This window comes from Variovorax jilinensis (assembly GCF_030316885.1).
Taxonomy (GTDB): domain Bacteria; phylum Pseudomonadota; class Gammaproteobacteria; order Burkholderiales; family Burkholderiaceae_C; genus Variovorax; species Variovorax jilinensis.
In genome coordinates this window covers 191119-207227 of sequence record NZ_JASZYQ010000006.1, presented here as the reverse complement: position 1 = coordinate 207227, position 16109 = coordinate 191119, and the positions used below count along the sequence as shown (strand labels likewise).

General features: G+C 70.1%; 12 protein-coding genes. 5 read left to right on the top strand and 7 right to left on the bottom strand.

Annotated elements, in window-relative coordinates; genetic code table 11:
* On the bottom strand, window positions 1–798 hold the full coding sequence (locus QTH87_RS21285) for an alpha/beta fold hydrolase (RefSeq protein WP_286612054.1): 798 nt from the start codon (window positions 796–798) through the stop codon (window positions 1–3).
* Window positions 799–803: 5 nt separating this feature from the next.
* Complete coding sequence (locus QTH87_RS21280) at window positions 804–1670, bottom strand: fumarylacetoacetate hydrolase family protein (RefSeq protein WP_286612053.1); 867 nt, start codon at window positions 1668–1670, stop codon at window positions 804–806.
* Window positions 1671–1838: 168 nt separating this feature from the next.
* Here QTH87_RS21280 and QTH87_RS21275 point away from each other — a divergent pair, with 168 nt between their 5' ends.
* Together QTH87_RS21275 and QTH87_RS21270 are read left to right on the top strand one after the other, a co-directional pair.
* Entirely contained in the window at window positions 1839–3368 is a 1530-nt protein-coding gene (locus QTH87_RS21275) for an alpha/beta hydrolase fold domain-containing protein (RefSeq protein ID WP_286612052.1), read from the top strand.
* Between the two features lie 101 nt (window positions 3369–3469).
* Complete coding sequence (locus QTH87_RS21270; protein ID WP_286612051.1) at window positions 3470–5101, top strand: long-chain fatty acid--CoA ligase; 1632 nt, start codon at window positions 3470–3472, stop codon at window positions 5099–5101.
* 6 nt (window positions 5102–5107) lie between these two features.
* Here QTH87_RS21270 and QTH87_RS21265 read toward each other — a convergent pair whose 3' ends face one another.
* The 3 genes from QTH87_RS21265 to QTH87_RS21255 form a co-directional block, all read right to left on the bottom strand.
* Window positions 5108–5992, bottom strand: a complete 885-nt coding sequence (locus QTH87_RS21265) for an alpha/beta hydrolase (RefSeq protein ID WP_286612050.1) — start codon at window positions 5990–5992, stop codon at window positions 5108–5110.
* A gap of 49 nt (window positions 5993–6041) precedes the next feature.
* On the bottom strand, window positions 6042–6770 hold the full coding sequence (locus tag QTH87_RS21260; protein ID WP_286612049.1) for an extensin-like domain-containing protein: 729 nt from the start codon (window positions 6768–6770) through the stop codon (window positions 6042–6044).
* Between the two features lie 81 nt (window positions 6771–6851).
* Window positions 6852–7178 carry a hypothetical protein gene (locus tag QTH87_RS21255; RefSeq protein ID WP_286612048.1) on the bottom strand — a complete coding sequence of 109 codons (327 nt, stop codon included), beginning with the start codon at window positions 7176–7178 and terminating at the stop codon, window positions 6852–6854.
* A 187-nt stretch (window positions 7179–7365) separates the two neighbouring features.
* Between QTH87_RS21255 and QTH87_RS21250 the strand changes: the two genes are divergently transcribed.
* A complete protein-coding gene (locus QTH87_RS21250; RefSeq protein ID WP_286612047.1) occupies window positions 7366–9873 on the top strand; it encodes a mechanosensitive ion channel family protein in 2508 nt (835 codons plus the stop codon).
* Window positions 9874–9923: 50 nt separating this feature from the next.
* Window positions 9924–11390, top strand: coding sequence for a patatin-like phospholipase family protein (locus QTH87_RS21245; protein WP_286612046.1), 1467 nt, complete (start codon window positions 9924–9926; stop codon window positions 11388–11390).
* Window positions 11391–11420: 30 nt separating this feature from the next.
* On the opposite strand, the gene QTH87_RS21240 is transcribed toward QTH87_RS21245, so the two are convergent.
* Window positions 11421–13085: a winged helix-turn-helix domain-containing tetratricopeptide repeat protein gene (locus QTH87_RS21240; RefSeq protein WP_286612045.1), complete on the bottom strand. Its 1665-nt coding sequence runs from the start codon at window positions 13083–13085 to the stop codon at window positions 11421–11423.
* A 173-nt stretch (window positions 13086–13258) separates the two neighbouring features.
* On the opposite strand from QTH87_RS21240, the gene QTH87_RS21235 reads away from it, so the two are divergent.
* Entirely contained in the window at window positions 13259–14698 is a 1440-nt protein-coding gene (locus QTH87_RS21235; protein WP_286612044.1) for a vanadium-dependent haloperoxidase, read from the top strand.
* Window positions 14699–14752: 54 nt separating this feature from the next.
* On the opposite strand, the gene QTH87_RS21230 is transcribed toward QTH87_RS21235, so the two are convergent.
* Window positions 14753–16078 carry a lipocalin-like domain-containing protein gene (locus tag QTH87_RS21230; protein WP_286612043.1) on the bottom strand — a complete coding sequence of 442 codons (1326 nt, stop codon included), beginning with the start codon at window positions 16076–16078 and terminating at the stop codon, window positions 14753–14755.
* Window positions 16079–16109: the final 31 nt, after the last annotated feature.

Genomic DNA, 16109 nt, shown 5'->3' with positions numbered 1-16109 from the left:
TCAGTTCCTTGCGTGGGCGGCCAGGAAGTCGCGCAGCGCGCGCTGGCACTCCTCGGGCCGTTCGATCGGTGTCCAGTGGCCGCATCGCGGCAGCACCACGACCTGCTTGCCGGCCGCGCGGTGCAGCCGGTCGGCCATCGCGCGCACGGCCTGCGGCGGTGCGACGCCGTCCTCGTCGCCGGTCACGAGCAGCACCGGTGCCTCGATCTGCTCGACCGCGGCCGGCTGCGCACCGGCCAGCGCCTCGCAGCTGCGCGCATAGGCCTCGCCGTCCTGGCGCATGAGGCTCTCGCGCACATAGGCCACGGCCACCGGCTGACGCTCGCGCGTGTCGCCCGAGATCGCAGCCTGCAGCAGGGCCTGCGTGATCTCCTGCATGCCGGCAGTACCTTCGCGGGCCTTGGCGGCTCGCGCGGTCATCGCCACGCGTGCCGCATCGGGCGGCGCGATCAGCGGCCCGAATAGCGACAGGCTCGCGACCCGCTTCGGATGCGCGGCCGCAAGGTGCTGGCAGACGATGGTGCCCATCGAATGGCCGAGCCAGTGGGCCCGAGCGAGCTGGAGCCGGTCGCAGATGTCGACCAGCGTCCTGACATAGCGCTCGATGGTGAGCGGCCCTTCGGCACGCTGCGAGCGGCCGCTGCCCGGCAGGTCGATGCGCACCACGCGGTGCCTGGCGAGTGCGGGCATCAGGGGTGTCCAGGTGTTCGAGCTGCCGCCGAGCCCGTGCACGCAGACGACCACCGGGCCCTCGCCCTCGTCCTCCACCGCGATGCGGTCGATGATCTGGAATGCCATGGCGGCTACTCGAAGCGGTTCTCGATGGCGCCGATGCCATCGATCTCGATGCGCACCACGTCGCCCGCGCGCAGCCATTGCGGGGGATCGAGGCCCATGCCCACGCCCGCCGGCGTGCCGGTGGCGATGACGTCGCCCGGATGCAGCGTGATGCCGCGCGAGCAGGTCTCGATCAGGGTCGGGATGTCGTGGATCATGTCGCGGGTCTGGCCGTCCTGGCGCAGCACGCCGTTGACCCAGCCGCGCACGCGCGTCGCACGGCCGTCGAGCGCGTCGGCACCCACGATCCAGGGGCCCATCGGGCAGAAGGTGTCGAAGCTCTTTCCGAGGTCCCACTGCTGGTGGCGCATCTGCACGTCGCGCGCAGTGACGTCGTTGACGATCGTGTAGCCGAAGACGTGTTCCATCGCGCGGCCGGCCGGGATGTCGCGGCCGCCGCGGCCGATGACCACGGCGAGCTCGGATTCGTAGTCGATCTGGATCGACGCCGCGGGCGAGGGCAGGCGCACCGGATCGTGCGGACCGATCACGCATTCGCCGAGCTTGCCGAAGACGATCGGCCAGGGGTCGGTCTCGGGCATCGCGGCACGGAACACCGAGCCGGCCAGTTCGGCCGCATGGGCCTTGTAGTTGCGTCCGACGCAGAACAGGCTGCGCAGCGGTCGCGGCAGCGGCGCCCGCAGCGTGACCACTTCGAGCGGCAGCCGCGTGCCGGAGGGCGGCGGCATCGGCTCGCCGCGTGCCAGCGCCTGGATGATGGGCAGCACCCCGAGCGAAGGCTCGCGCACGTTCAGCGGCGCGGCTTCGCGACCGTCCGGCGAGATCGTGCCGACGTGGTCGCGTCCACCCCAACTCCAGCTGGCCAAGCGCATTGACTTTGTCTCCATGTCGCCCCGGGGTCCGGCCGGCGAACCGGCGGCCTCGAAGTCTCGGAAGTCATGTTTGAGACTTGTGTCTCAAATCGGGATGGCCGCATCATACGGTCCGTCGACTGTTGTTCACAATAGAGCGCGGACCCTTCCCGGCCCCGTAGAAACCCGATGGCGCGACTGAAACACAAACTGAGCGAACCCCCCCTGCCACCGGAGCGCGGCGTGCGCGCGGCCACCTTCAGGCTGCTGCTCGAAGCCGCCATGACCATCATCAAGGAGAGCGGGCACATCCCGTCGGTGGCAGAGGCGGCGGCGCGCTCGAAGGTGTCGCGCGCCACTGCCTATCGCTACTTTCCGAGCCGCAGCGCACTGGTCACGGCCGTGATCGACAGCTCGCTCGGGCCGGTGCGCAAGCTGGCATCCGCCAACCCCAACGGGCGCGACCGGGTGCACGAGCTGTTCCTGCAGACCTTTCCGCGCTTCAAGGAGTTCGAGGCACAGCTTCGCGCCGCCGCCCAGCTCTCTCTCGAGCAGTGGGGGCTCGAGCGCGCGGGCCTGCTCGAGGAGGAGCCGTACCGGCGCGGCCACCGCGTGCGCATCCTCGAGCACGCGATCGAGCCGCTCGCGCCGCTGATGCCGCCCGCCGTGCGCGACCGGCTGCACCACGCGCTGTCGGTGGTCTACGGCATCGAGCCCTACGTGATCCTCAAGGACATCTGGGGCCTGGGCGACCGCGAGGTGGAGCGCACCGCGTTGTGGATGGCCGATGCGCTGATCGACGCCGCGCTGCGCGATGCGCAGCGCGCGCCTGCGCCGCGGCCGCCACGGCCCTCGGCGGCCTGGCACGACGCGCAGTACAACAACCGCGCGCGCATCCCGGAACATCCGGCGATCCTCGCGCACTGGGCCGAGTCCTCGCTCCACGCGCTGGCACGGCCCGGCTGGCGGCTGGACCTGGCCTATGGCGACCACCCGAGCGAACGGCTCGACCTGCTGCCGGCCGCCCGCACGAACGGCGCCGCTGCACCGGTGCTGGTCTACATCCACGGCGGCTACTGGCGGGCGCTCGGCAAGCGCGACCAGGCCTTCGTCGCGCCGCCCTTCGCCGATGCCGGCGCGCTGGTGGTGCAACTCGACTACGCCCTGTGCCCGGCCGTGACGATCGAGCACATCGTGCTGCAGCTGGTGCGTGCACTGGCATGGGTCCATCGGCACGCGGCCGAGCACGGCGGCGATCCCAACCGCATCGTGGTGGCCGGGCACTCGGCCGGCGGCCATCTCGCGACCGCGCTGCTCGCCTGCGACTGGGCGGCCGTGGCGCCGGACCTGCCCGCGCAGGTCGTGAAGGCCGCGCTGTCGATCTCGGGTGTCTACGACCTCGAGCCGCTGCGCCATGCGCCCTTCCTCGCCGCCGACATCGGGCTCGACGAGGCATCCGCGTTGCGCCTGAGCCCCTCGGCCTGGCCGGCGCCCGCGCAGGGCGCGCTGGTGACCGTGGTCGGCGGCGACGAGAGCGAGGAATTCCTGCGCCAGGCGGCGCTGATCGGGAGCGCCTGGGGTCCTGCCGTGGTGGTCGGCGCCGAGACCGTGGCCGGTCGCAACCACATGGACGTGCTGCACGAGCTCGCGGACCCGCGTTCGGCGACCCATCGCCGCGGCCTCGAGCTGCTGGGGCTTTCCGCCCCTGCGCAGGCCTGACTGCGGGTATCCGAGGAGGTCGCGCGCCAGGGAGCGCGACCTATCATCGCGAGCTTCAAGCCCGGGTCGATGCAATCCGGCGTTCCCAGGAGACACAAGCGATGCGGTCCACCATGATGCCGGTGCAGCTCAGCACCAACCAGATCCTCGATCGCGCGGGCGCCTACTTTGGCGAGCAGACCGTGCTGGGCCGTCTGCCCGACAAGTCGACCTACCGGCGCAGCTACCGCGAGATTCATCGGCGGGCGCGGCAGCTGGCGCAGGCGCTGCGAGACAAGGCGGGCATCGGCCGCGGCGAGGCGGTCGCGACCATGAGCTGGAACCATGCCTGGCACCTCGAATGCTATTTCGGCATTCCGGCTGCGGGCGCCGTGCTCCACACGCTCAACCTGCGGCTCTCGCCCGAGGACATCGCCTACATCATGGACGACGCCGAGGACCGCGTGCTGATCGTCGACGACGTGCTGCTGCCGGTGTGGGAACGCGTCTCGCCGCTGCTGAAGAAGGGCCAGCCGCGCGTGATCGTGGTGCCCTTCGGCGGCGGTGCGCTGCCGGCCGGCAGCGAAAACTACGAGGCGTTCATCGCCGGCGATGCCTCCGGCTACGTGTACCCCGAGCAGGACGAGAACGAGGCCGTGGGCATGTGCTACACCTCCGGCACCACGGGCCGGCCCAAGGGCGTCGTCTACTCGCACCGCTCGATGGTGCTGCATGCGATCACGGGCTGCATCCCCGATCTCTTTGCGCTGTCGGCGCGCGACCAGGTGATGATGGTCACGCCGATGTTCCATGCCAACGCCTGGGCCGTGCCCTTCTCGGCCATGATGGTCGGCGCCGGCCAGATCCTGCCTGGCCCGCACCTCGGCGGCGAGGACCTGCTCGACCTCATGGAGGAGGGCGGGACCACCATGGCGCTCGGCGTGCCGACCATCTGGATGATGGTCTGGCAGTCGCTCTCGAACCCCACGCGCGAGCGCAAGCTCGTGAAGGGCATGCGCATGCTGGTGGGTGGCGCCGCCGTGCCGACTTCGATGATCGCCAACTTCGCCTCGCACGACATGCACATCGTGCAGGGCTGGGGCATGACCGAGACCTCGCCGCTCGGCAGCGTGCCGGTGCTCAAGCCGGCGCACCAGGCCTTGCCGGACACCGACCGGCATGCGCTGCGCGCGATGCAGGGCATCGCCACGCCCTTCGTCGAGATGCGCATCGTCGACGAGGCCGAGGGCCTGCAGCCCTGGGACGGCAAGTCATCCGGCGAGGTGCAGGTACGCGGACCCTGGGTCACGGGCGCCTACCACGCGACGCCGAACGACCCGGCCAAGTTCACGGCCGACGGCTGGCTGCGCACCGGCGACATCGGCACCATCGATCCGGAGGGCTACATGCGCCTCGTGGACCGCAGCAAGGACATGATCAAGTCGGGCGGCGAATGGATCAGCTCGGTCGAGCTCGAGAACCTCGTGATGGGCCATCCAGCGGTGGCCGAGGCGGCGGTGGTCGCGATCGGGCATCCGAAGTGGGGCGAGCGCCCGTTGGTGGTGGCCGTGAAGCGCCCGGGCGGCGAAGTCGACGGCGCTGCGCTGCGCGCCTTCCTGGCGCCGAAGCTCGCGCGCTTCCAGCTGCCCGACGACTACGAGTTCGTCGAGGCGATCCCGAAGACCGCCACCGGCAAGTTCCTGAAGACCCGCATGCGCGAGATGTACCGCGAACGGGTTTCGCAATCGGCCTGAGTGCGTTCATCGCGCATCGGCCTTCAGGCCGATGAAGTCCAGCAGCGGTGGCAGCACCGGCCCGCCCAGCCATTCGAAGGGCCCGGCGACGGCGCCGATCAATGTCACGTGGCTCAGGTCGTCGAAGCCGCGCCATGTCACCTCGACGCCCTCGGCGCGCAGCCGCTGCGCCATGGCGCCCGAGTTCCGCGCGGGGTCTACGAGCCGGTCGTGCGTCGCCACCATCAGCAGTGCGCGCGGCGATGCGGCCGAGGCATGCGCGAGCGGCTGCGAGTCGGCCGGTGTCGCGGGCCAGTCGAAGGCGACGCGGGTCTTCGGGTCGCCGATCGGCAGGAAGTCGTACGGGCCGGCCAGGCCGATCCAGCCCGCGAGCTGCTTCGGGCTGGCGTCGTTGGCGGCCAGCCAGCGCGGATCGAGCGCGACCATGGCGGCCAGATAGGCGCCCGCGCTGTGACCCATCACGTAGACGCGGCCCGGATCGGCGCCGAGTGCCGCCGCATGGCCGATCGCCCAGGCCACGGCACGCGCACTGTCGGCCACGAAGGACGGGTAGGTCGCCTCGGGCGACAGCCGGTAGTCCGCGATGGCGACGACCGCGCCGCGCGCGGCCAGCGCTTCGCCGACGAAGCGGTAGTCGGCGCGTTCGCCGCTGCTCCAGTTGCCGCCGTAGAAGAACACGACCAGCGGTGGTCTGGCGCCGGCCGGCAGCCGTGAGGCCAGCGGCCGGTAGATGTCGAGCCGCTGGCGCGGCAACGGCCCGTAGGCGATATCGGCTTCGATCTGGTGGGTGCCGCTCGGCACCAGGCCGTTGACGATCCTGAAGGGAGAACAGGCCGAGAGCAGCGCCAGCAGGGCGACGCCGAGCACGACGGCAGGGTAACGAGGCTTCATGCGCTGCATACGCAGCCCATGGCCGCCTGGATCGCAGGACAGCGCCGACTCAGCGACAGGTGCGCCAGCCGCCGACCTCCAGGTGGAAATGATCGGCGTGCGCCGCGTTGTAGTCGGGGCTCAGCACGCCGTCGAAGAAGCGGCAGGCGCCGTCGCGCGCGGCACGCAGGAAGCGGCCCGTGTCGGGCCGGCCGGGCACGGCGGTGCGCTGCCAGTCCTGCCGCACGGAGATCCGCATGCTGCCCGGTCCGCTGAAGCCGGAGATGTCGATCGCATCGCCGGTCGCATGGCGGCTGCGTCGCTGCGATGTGTTGGCGCCGTGGTCGTCGGTGCGAACGGACCGGCAGGCGTAGCTGCCCAGGTGCTCGATGCCGACCAGCGCGCCGCCGAGCTCGGCTTCGGCGGCGGGGATCAGGGCATGCCGTTCCCACATCGCGAACGAGAGCGCGGTGCGGCAGCTCAGCAGGACGGGCGTCTTGAACGCGAGTCGCTGGCCGCGCGAGAGGCGCACGGCATCGGTCCAGCCGCAGCCCTCGTCGAGCGGCCGATCGGCAACGGGCTCGAAGCGCACGCCGCTGGCCGCGAGCGCGGCGAAGCACTGCGGCGCATCGTCGCGCGCGCGGCGCAGCTTGTAGGGCGTGAGCAGGTTCGGCGCCGCAAGCGGATCGAGGTCGCTCCAGGGGTTGAACGCATCGGGCAGCCGGAGCCAGCCGGCCTGCCATGACCAGCCCACGGCGCCGATCGCCGTTGCCAGCAGGAGGCCGGGGAGAAATCGCATCCGCCCTACGATGCAACGAGGTCGGCGGCGCGCGTGTAGGAGCGCGGCGCGACGCGCGCCGCAGCGGGCGCGCGGCGCCGGTCAGGTCACCGAATGCGGCGCGCCCACGTCGTGCGTCGCCTGCGCGGGCGCGGTCGCGCGGGCAGGCTGCCGGGCCAGCGAGGCCTGGCGCGCAGCGTCGACCCAGCGCAGGAAGTAGTTGAACATCTGCGGGAACTCGCCGCGCGGGATGCCGCGTTCGTTGAGCGCGTCGCGCGCCTCCATGACCACCTGCACGTACTGGTCGAGCAGCGCACGTGCTTCCGCCTCGGGCATGACGTAGGGCAGGCCGCTGCGAATGCGGTCCTCGTGCGCCCGACGTGACGTCTTGAGCGCTTCGTTGTCATACGGACTGACAAAAAGTGTCATCTTTCTCCTCCGCGAGTTGTTTTGAGGCGGTTTTGAAAGGGGACAGCACTTAGCGTGCCGGATCGTGCGGCGGTATTCGTCGACCTTGCAGCCGATGCCGGGACCGTGCGGTTTGTCACGCGCGCCGTGGCAGGCTGTCGTTTTCGTTCGTGTTGACACAGTCCGGATGTCGAACTCAAGATCAAAAATGAAAGCGATTCTCGGAATCCGGTGCGGTCGGCCGCGCCGCGCCGCCGGGTGGGCCGGCATGTTCCGGGCCACGCTCGGCTGCCTGCTGATCCTGCTCGCCACGCCCGCCCTGGCTCAGTCGTCGACAGGCGATGCACCCGCTGCCGCCGCACGGCCGGTCGTGGCTCCCATCGTCGCGGCCGACATCACCACACGCGCCGACAGCGACCAGCAGTTCGTGCAGGCGGTAGTGCGCCGCACCGCCACCGCCGACGACATCGCGGCCTTCGAGAAGGTGCTCGAGCGCCAGGAGACCGCCGTCGCGCAGTTGACGGCGCTGACCGCCGACAGCGACCTCAAGCTGCTGCCGGTGCGCCGGCTCGAGAGCCTGCAGCGCCACTGGGTGCTCTACGAGCGTCAGGTGGCCGACCTGCGCGCCCGCCTGGCCCGCGCCACCCATGCCCACTCGGAAGACGCCGCCTCGCTGGCCGAGCGGCGCGCGGCCTGGCAGGCGGTGCGCGCCGCCACGCCGGAGCTGGCGCCGGCGCTGGTGCAGCGCATCGACGAACTGATCGCCCTGATCGACGAGGCCGAGGCGCGCATCACCGAGCCGCTGTCGTGGACGCTCGAGCTGGGGCGCCGGGCCACCGCCCTCGAACGGGAAGCCGAAGCCGGGGAGGCGATCGTGCGGACCCAGGTCGAGGAGCAGGACCGCCGCCTGCTCTCGATGGACGCGCCGCCGCTCTGGCAGGGTTCGAGCGCCGGCGCGGCGGCGCAGGCCGCCAACGTGAGCGTGCGCAAGAGCCTGGCGATCGAGACCGCCTTCGCCCGCGACCACGACGCTGCCAACGCCCCGGTGCTGCGCGTGATGGCGGCCGTCGGACTGCTGCTGCTGCCCTTCCTGTTCTGGCTCAAGTACCGGGCCGGCAAGCTGATCGCCCAGGGCCAGGCCACGGCCGAATCGGTGCGGGCGCTGACCCGGCCCTGGGCCGCCTGGCTGGTGCTGCTCGCGCTCGGCGCGGTGGTGTTCGACTTCCAGGGGCCGGCGATCCGGCAGCAGGCCGTGATGCTGCTGGCCTGGCTGCCGGTGCTGCGGCTGCTGCCCGTGCGGCTGCTGAATGCGGTCGGGCCCTGGGCCTACCTGAGCGCGGTGTTCTATTTCCTCAACGTGCTGGCCTCGCTGCTGGTCGGCAACGAATTGGTCTACCGCAGCATGCTGCTGGTCATGGACCTGTCGATGGCCGGCACCCTGCTGTGGCTGATCGCGCGCTCGCGGCGGCTCTCGGTTCCGGTCGCCGGCGCTGCCCCGTCGACCGCCGCCGAGGTGCCGCGATCGAGTGCGATGAACTTCCTGCTCGGCACCGCCGCCGCAGTGCTCGGTGCGGCCGCGGTCTCGAACGTGCTCGGCAACGTGTCGCTGGCGACGACGCTCACGGGCGGCGTGCTCGACAGCAGCTACCTTGCGCTGGCGCTGTACGCGGGTGCCACGGTGCTGGTCGCGCTGGCCCGGGTCCTGTTCACGCGCGCCGGCGGCGTCACGCAGTTCGGCACCCGCAATGCCGGCGCGCTGATCGATGCCGGCGCGCGCCTCGGCCGCATGCTGATGGCGGTCGCCTGCCTGGTGGTCACGCTGCAGGCCTTCCGGCTCTACCGTCCGCTGTCGGACCTGCTGCGCGCAGTGCTCGCGCACTCGTTCTCCTTCGGCGTGGTGTCGATCAGCCTCGGCAACATCGCGGCCTTCGTGGCCGCGACCGTGCTGGCCTTCTGGCTCGCACGCACCCTGCGCACGCTGCTGGCCGAGGACATCCTGCCTTCGCTGGCGGTCACGCGCGGCGTCGGCAACAGCATCTCGACGCTGAGCTACTACACGATCCTGACGATCGGCCTGCTCACGGCGCTCGCGGTGCTCGGCTTTCCGATCGGGCAGCTGGCGATCGTCTTCGGTGCGCTCGGCGTCGGCATCGGCTTCGGCCTGCAGGACGTGGTGAAGAATTTCGTGGCGGGCCTCATCATGATGTTCGAGCGCCCGATCCAGCCCGGCGACGTGGTCGAGGTCGCGGGCATGACCGGCTCGGTGCGGCGCATCGGCATGCGCGCCACCATCGTGACCACCTTCGAGGGTGCCGACGTGGTCGTTCCCAACGGCATGCTGCTGGCCGACAAGCTGATCAACTGGACGCTGCGCGGCACGCGCCGCCGCGTCGACATCGATGTCAGCACCGGACCCGAGGTGCCGCCGCGCCGGACCATCGAGTTGCTGGTCGGCATCGCCCGCAATGTCGAAGGCGTGGCCTCGGTGCCCGAGCCGGCGGCCCTCATGACCGACATGGGCGCCGGCCTGCTGACCTTCAGCCTGCGCGCCTGGACCACCGACGGCATGAGCTGGATGGTGGTTCGCAGCAACCTCGCGGTGGCGGTGCGCGAGGGCCTGGCCGAAGCCGGCATCGAGCTGCCGCGGCCGCAGAGCGACCTGCATTTGCGCAGCGTGGTCGAAGGGTCGGCACCGCGCCCCGCCGAGGCGTCGTAGCCGTGTCCCGCGGAGGCGTTATGGTCGCAGCTCAACCAAAGCTCGAAATCATGGTCAAAGCAGCAATCTCCCGCTGGGCCCTCGCATTCGGCCTCGTCTTGCTGGCCGGTTGCGCGGCCCGCCCCGTCAACCCGCCCCTCAAGCAGGCCGACCCCTCCAAGGGCTACCGCTTCGAGACACGCCAGGCCGCCCTGAACAAGGACAAGGACACGCTCGTGATCCTGGCCTTCTCCGGTGGCGGCACGCGCGCGGCGGCCTTCTCGTACGGTGTGCTCGAATACATGCGTCGCACCGAGATCGTCGGTCCGAAGGGTGGCCGGGCCCGGCTGATCGACCAGGTCGACGTGATCACGGGCATCTCGGGCGGCAGCTTCACGGCGCTCGCCTACGGCCTCTACGGCGACAAGCTCTTCGACGACTACGAGCAGCGCTTTCTCAAGCGCGACGTGCAGGGCGAGATCGTCTCGCGCTCGCTCAATCCCGGCAACTGGGCCCGGCTGTCGTCCACCGCGTGGGGCCGCTCGGAGCTCGCGTCCGAGCTCTACGACGAGGTGCTTTTCCATGGCGCGACCTTCGGTGACCTGAACCGCGGAAAGGGACCGCTGATCCTAGCCTCGGCCACCGACATCTCGAGCGGCGCCCGCCTGGTGTTCCAGCAGGGCATGTTCGACGTGCTGTGCTCCGACCTCGACGCCGTGCCGCTGTCGCGCGCGGCCGCGGCTTCTTCGGCAGTGCCGGTGGTGCTCTCTCCGGTCACGCTCAACAACTACGGCGGCAGCTGCAACCTCGTCCAGCCCGCCTGGGTCGATCGTTTCATGGATACCGAGAATCCGCCGCGGCCTGCTGCGCGGGCCATCCGCTCGCTCCGGTCGCTCGGCGACTTCAGCGACGGCGCCAGGCGGCCCTACCTCCACCTGGTGGACGGCGGCGTGTCGGACAACGTGGGCATGCGCGGCGTGCTCGATGCGCTCGAGGTGCTCGAGGCCATGCAGGAAGCCGGCATGCCGACGCCACTCGACAGCGCCAGGCGCGTCGTCGTCGTCATCGTCAACTCGCTGTCGGTGCCGCCGACGAAGTGGGACGAATCCGAATCGCCGCCCGGCAGCGTGGAGATCCTGCTGAAGTCGAGCGGCGTGCCGATCGACCGCAATTCCTTCGAAGCCGTCGAGCTGCTGCGCGACATGGCGTCGCGCTGGCGGACCATGCGGCAGATCAGGCAGTCCGCGGGCGCCGCCAGTGATCCTGCGCTCGCGGCGATGTCGCGCGGGCCGGAAGCCGAGATCTACGCCATCGACGTGTCGTTCTCGGCGCTCAAGGACAAGGCGGAGATCGACTACCTGAACCGGCAGCCGACCAGCTTCGTGCTGCCCGACGAGGCGGTCGATCGACTGCGCGCTGCCGCCGGAACGATCCTCGCGGATTCGCCGGAGTTCAAGCGCCTGCTGAGGGACGTGGGCGGGACGGTGGGCGCGCAACCGGCCGCTCCCGCCGCGCCGACCGCGGCCGCTGGCCGCTAGTCGACGCCAGGACCGGCAAGCACCGCGACGCTATTGCTCCGGCAAGCCGGCTGCGCGCAGCCCTTCTGACATGCGGGTACGCGTGGCCAGGAAGCTGCCGGAGCCGGGGTTGTTGAGCAGGTAGCGGCTGATCGTGCTGTGCGGCATGAGCCGGCGGTGCTCCGCCATGTGCCGGGCCGCGTCGTCGGGGCGGCCATGCAACGCATCGATCGATGCCAGCATCGAGAACGCGAGTCCGTAGTTCTGTCGCTCCACCAGGGCGCGGCGCGCCATCGCATAGGCGCGCTCGTCGTCGCCCATGGCAAAGGCAGCCTGCGCCGCCACGTAGTGGGCGGCCGCCAGGATGCGGGAGTCGCGCTGGCCGATGCGCAGAGCCTGGTCGATGCTCGGCTGCATCTCCGACGCCCTGCCGACCAGCATCAGCGCGGCCGCATAGCGCAGGTGCGCATTCGGATTCGAGGGCGCACGCTGCACGGCCCGCTCGAACATCGGCAGTGCGAGGTCGGGCTGGCCACGGAACAGCTGCACGTTGCCCCAGTTGATGAGCGACACCGAGTTGTTGGGACTGATCGCGAGCGCCCTTGCGGCGACCCGCTCCGACTCGGCCACGTCGGTGGGCGTGGGCTCGCCGGAATTGCCGAAACGCTCGGCCATCAGTGCGGCGCCGAGGCCGGTCAGCGCGATGACCGACTGAGGATCGACGCGCAGTGCCTGCTCGAAACGCGCCTTGCCTCGGCGGACGTCTTCGGGCGTCTGGCGGCCATCGACGTCGTACCAGCCCGACAGCACCAGATCGACGGTGTCGAACCGGTGGCCGGGGCGGGCGACGCGGGCGCGGTGCATCTCCCTCATGCGGGCCCGCACGCTGCCGACGACGCGCAGCGCAATATCGAAATTGATCCTGGGGTCGTCGGCGTCGAGGCTTTCGAAATGCTCCGACCAGACCACCGTGCCGTCGGAAACCGAAGTCAACTGGGCGTCGACCGCGACACCGTTGCCGTGCGCCGAGATGCGCCCGTTGAGGTGATAGCGCGCATCCGGGCTGCTCGGGGAGCGCAGGATCCGGGCGCCCTGGCGTTCGGAGAACTGGGCCGCGATCTCGTCGACCAGCCCGTCTCGCACGAGGGCGGGGACGGGACGATCGCCCACGGCCTTGAAAGGCATCAGCACGGTCACGTTGCGGCGGGCGATCTCCTCGTCGAGGCCGAGGGTTGCGGGTGCGCGGGTCAGATACCAGGCGGCGCCGACGATGACACTGCAGACCAGTGCCAGGGTCGCGGCAAGAAAATACCTGCCCCGACGGGAGCGGGCTGCCGTCGGTTGCGCGGCGGCCGCGGCCGTGTCGGCCTGCCTCGTCTGTCCCGCCACGGTGACGCGCGAATCGTGCCGGGCAGCGGTGACCGGTCGAACCTCGGCCTCGAAGGTGTAGCCCCGCCGCGGCGCGGTGGTGATGAGCTTCGGCCCCTGGTCGCCGAGCCGGCTGCGCAGCTCGCCCACGCACTGGACCAGCGAGTCGTCGGTCACGACCACGCCGCTCCACAGGCTGCTCATGAGTTCCGCCTTGGAGATCAGACGCTGGGGATTGGCAAGGAAGTAGCGCAGCAGGGCGCCGGGTTTGGGGCTGAGCGGAATCGGGACGCCGGCCCTGCGCAACTGGTCGCGTTCGAAGTCGAACTCGAAATCGGCGAATCGCACGACGGCCGTGATCCCGATCGAGCCGCGAGCCGATGCGGGGTGTGGTCCAGACTGTTCATCGATCGCCGATTGCTCGTCGTTCACGCAGCCACCTCGTTCCCGGGCCGGCGTCGTTGCGGCCGCCGATGGATTCTCTGCCTGTTTCACCCGTCCGGATAGCGCCTGCCCGCCACTTGCTCGCCGAATCATCGTCACTTGATCGGCTTGCGCTCGTGGAGTTTGGTGCCATCACGCCTAACGTGGACTTTCCCGTCCACATCTTCCCCGAGGAGAAACCCATGAACCAGCCGAAGTCGAAGCGCGCTCTGCCGGGCCTGCTGATCGCCGCATCCGCGTTTGTTTCAGGATGCGGCGGCGGCGGTGGGGGCAACGGATTCTCCGGCGCCGGATTCGCCCCCGTCGCGACGACCCCGGCGCCGGTCAAGATCCAGGTGACCGGACCCAATCCCGTGAGCCAGTGGAACGAAGTCGCGATCGACACCATCAACCAGCCCGCCGCGACCACCGGAACGGCCGCCGAACAGCGACCTTCGGACGCGGTGGATCTGGCGGCCGTTCACCTTGCGATCTACAACGCGCTTGCCGCGATCACCGGCAAGTACCAGCTCTACGGCATCACGGTACCGGTTGAAGTCGGCGCAGACGCCTCGCAGCCGGCCGCCGTCGCGGCGGCCGCTCGTGGCGTCCTGAACGGCCTGTTCCCGAATCGATCGGGCCAATACCAGGACGCCTACGTGCGCGCGCTGGCGTCGATCGAGGAGGGTTCGGCCAAGAGCCAGGGCGTCGAAGTGGGCAACGTGATGGCGCGGGCAATCCTGACGCTGCGCGCCGACGATGGTCGCTCCGTGGTGTTGGCGCCGTATGTGCCGGGCACCGCGCCGGGGCGTTTTCGCGGTGTGAACCCGGTGAACCGCTTCGGGCCGTACATCAAGCCGTACGCGTTGGAGAGCGCATCGCAATTCCGCACGCCCCCGCCGCCGGCACTGGACAGCGAACCGTATGCGGCCGACTTCAACGAGACCCGCCTGCTCGGAGGCGCCGTCGGCAGCACGCGCACGTCGGAACAACTCGAGATCGCGCGCTTCCACACCGAGCCGCCGAACCGCTTCTGGCCCCGCAACCTGCGACGTTTCGCCATGACGGATGGCGCTCTCGTGGATCAGGCGCGGCTCATGGCCATGCTGTTCGCGATCGAGGCCGACGCCGGCATCGCCTGCTTCGAGTCGAAGTACCACTACGAAACCTGGCGGCCGCAGAGCGCCATTCCGCTGGCCGACACCGACGGCAACCCTGCCACCGTTCCCGACACCGCCTGGAAGCCGATCGTGCCGACGCCCAACCATCCGGAATATCCTGCCGCTCACGCATGCGTGTCGGCTGCCGTCGCCGAGACGCTCAAGACCTACTACCGCACCGAGCAGGTCGAGTTCTCGTTCGACAGCACGGTGACGGGAACCACGCATGCGTTCGCCTCGACGAAAGCCCTGGTGGACGAGGTGCGAGGCGCCCGCATCTACGGTGGCATGCACTTTCGCAATTCGCTGGTGCGCGGCGAGGAACTGGGCATCAACGTCGCGCAATGGACGCTCGCGCGCAATTTCCAGGCGAGGTGAGCCGGGCAGTGGAATTGTTGGCGCGGCCGCCTGTCGCAGCCTATTGCCTGCGCGCTACTTCGCGTTGCGGTTCGGCCGCATCGAACTCAGCCGGTCGTAGCCGCTGAGCTCGAGGAAACCTTCGCCGGTGGTGCTGCCGGTGGCCTTCACCGACCCTTCCCAGTAGATGTTGGCACTGGTCGCGCTCGAGTCGAACTCCGAATCGGCGAAGTGCGGCTTGACCTCGAGCGTGCCCGTGGGCAACTGCACGGTCCATTCGACCGGATACTCGATGCGCGTCCTCGGGCTGGTCCATGCGCGCGTGGGGCGGAGCGTGACGTCGCCGGGCTTGAGGGGCACCGAGCCGTCGGCGTTGGAAAGCGTGCCGGCCGTCATCACCTTTCGGCCGTCGTCGGAATCGAACAGCTCGTAGACCATCAGGTCCGAACCATCGGCCAGGTGCAGCGCGAACCAGTTCCAGCCCAGCCTGAGGACGTCGAAGTCGCCCCACTGGTGGTCGAACCAGACCTCGCCCGAGACCGGCACGCGATCGCCCGCGATCGTGATCTGGCCCACGGTGGGCATGCGCGGGCGCGAATAGTAGTAGCTGATGCCGCTGGCGCCGAAGTCGAGCAGGCCGGGCGTGGCCGAATCCGCGGCGCGGTGGGCGACCGCCTTCCTGTCGCTGTCCTTGAGGTCGAGCATCAAAGCGAAGCCGGGGCCGTCGACGCGCAGCAGGTGAAGCGGGCCCGCGATGGCGAAGCGCCAGCTGTCCTGCTGCATGTCCAGGCCTTCGGCTGCAGGCCTTGCGGGTGCACCCGCAGTGCGTGTCTGGTGCTCGAAGCGCTTGCCGGTCTGCAGGTCGGTCAGGGCCGCGTGCAGCACCGTGTGCTTGATCAGCCCGTTGGCGACGAAGACCGCGACGTGAAAGGCATAGCGCTCGCCGCCCTTGGCCGAGAGGATGCCGTTGTAGTACCACCATTCCATCCCCGACTGGTGCGCCGCATCGTCGGCCGGCAGCTTGAGCGGCGGCAGCGCCGCAGTGCGTTCGGTGGACTTCGGCGCACTCGCGGCGGCCATAGAGGTCGACGACGGATTGGGGTCCGGGCCGACCGTCGACACGTAGAACCCGATGACACCGACCACCGCGAGCACCAGCAGGACCGGCGCCACCAGGGCGCGCCAGCCCTTCTTTCGGCGGCGTCTCGACGAGGAAGACGAGGACGAGGAGGAGGAGGAGGAGGACGAGCGCCGACGGCGCCTGCGGCGGACGTTGCCGGAAGCATCGGCCGCTCCATCGCCCGCTCCATCGCCCGATCCATTGCCGTCTCGGGGCCGCTCGCCGCGAGCCGCCTCGTTGTCGCTCGTCGCCTGGACGGGTTGCTCGTCGCTGCTGTTCATGAGGGAAGGGTGCGGGGCGCCATGGGTCTGC

What these genes read in the sequence shown, in the direction of transcription:
- QTH87_RS21285 (WP_286612054.1), bottom strand. Translation starts at nt 798, where the DNA reads ATGGCATTCCAGATCATCGACCGCATCGCGGTGGAGGACGAGGGCGAG.
- QTH87_RS21280 (WP_286612053.1), bottom strand. Translation starts at nt 1,670, where the DNA reads ATGCGCTTGGCCAGCTGGAGTTGGGGTGGACGCGACCACGTCGGCACG.
- QTH87_RS21275 (WP_286612052.1), top strand. Translation starts at nt 1,839, where the DNA reads ATGGCGCGACTGAAACACAAACTGAGCGAACCCCCCCTGCCACCGGAG.
- QTH87_RS21270 (WP_286612051.1), top strand. Translation starts at nt 3,470, where the DNA reads ATGCGGTCCACCATGATGCCGGTGCAGCTCAGCACCAACCAGATCCTC.
- QTH87_RS21265 (WP_286612050.1), bottom strand. Translation starts at nt 5,992, where the DNA reads ATGAAGCCTCGTTACCCTGCCGTCGTGCTCGGCGTCGCCCTGCTGGCG.
- QTH87_RS21260 (WP_286612049.1), bottom strand. Translation starts at nt 6,770, where the DNA reads ATGCGATTTCTCCCCGGCCTCCTGCTGGCAACGGCGATCGGCGCCGTG.
- QTH87_RS21255 (WP_286612048.1), bottom strand. Translation starts at nt 7,178, where the DNA reads ATGACACTTTTTGTCAGTCCGTATGACAACGAAGCGCTCAAGACGTCA.
- QTH87_RS21250 (WP_286612047.1), top strand. Translation starts at nt 7,366, where the DNA reads ATGAAAGCGATTCTCGGAATCCGGTGCGGTCGGCCGCGCCGCGCCGCC.
- QTH87_RS21245 (WP_286612046.1), top strand. Translation starts at nt 9,924, where the DNA reads ATGGTCAAAGCAGCAATCTCCCGCTGGGCCCTCGCATTCGGCCTCGTC.
- QTH87_RS21230 (WP_286612043.1), bottom strand. Translation starts at nt 16,078, where the DNA reads ATGAACAGCAGCGACGAGCAACCCGTCCAGGCGACGAGCGACAACGAG.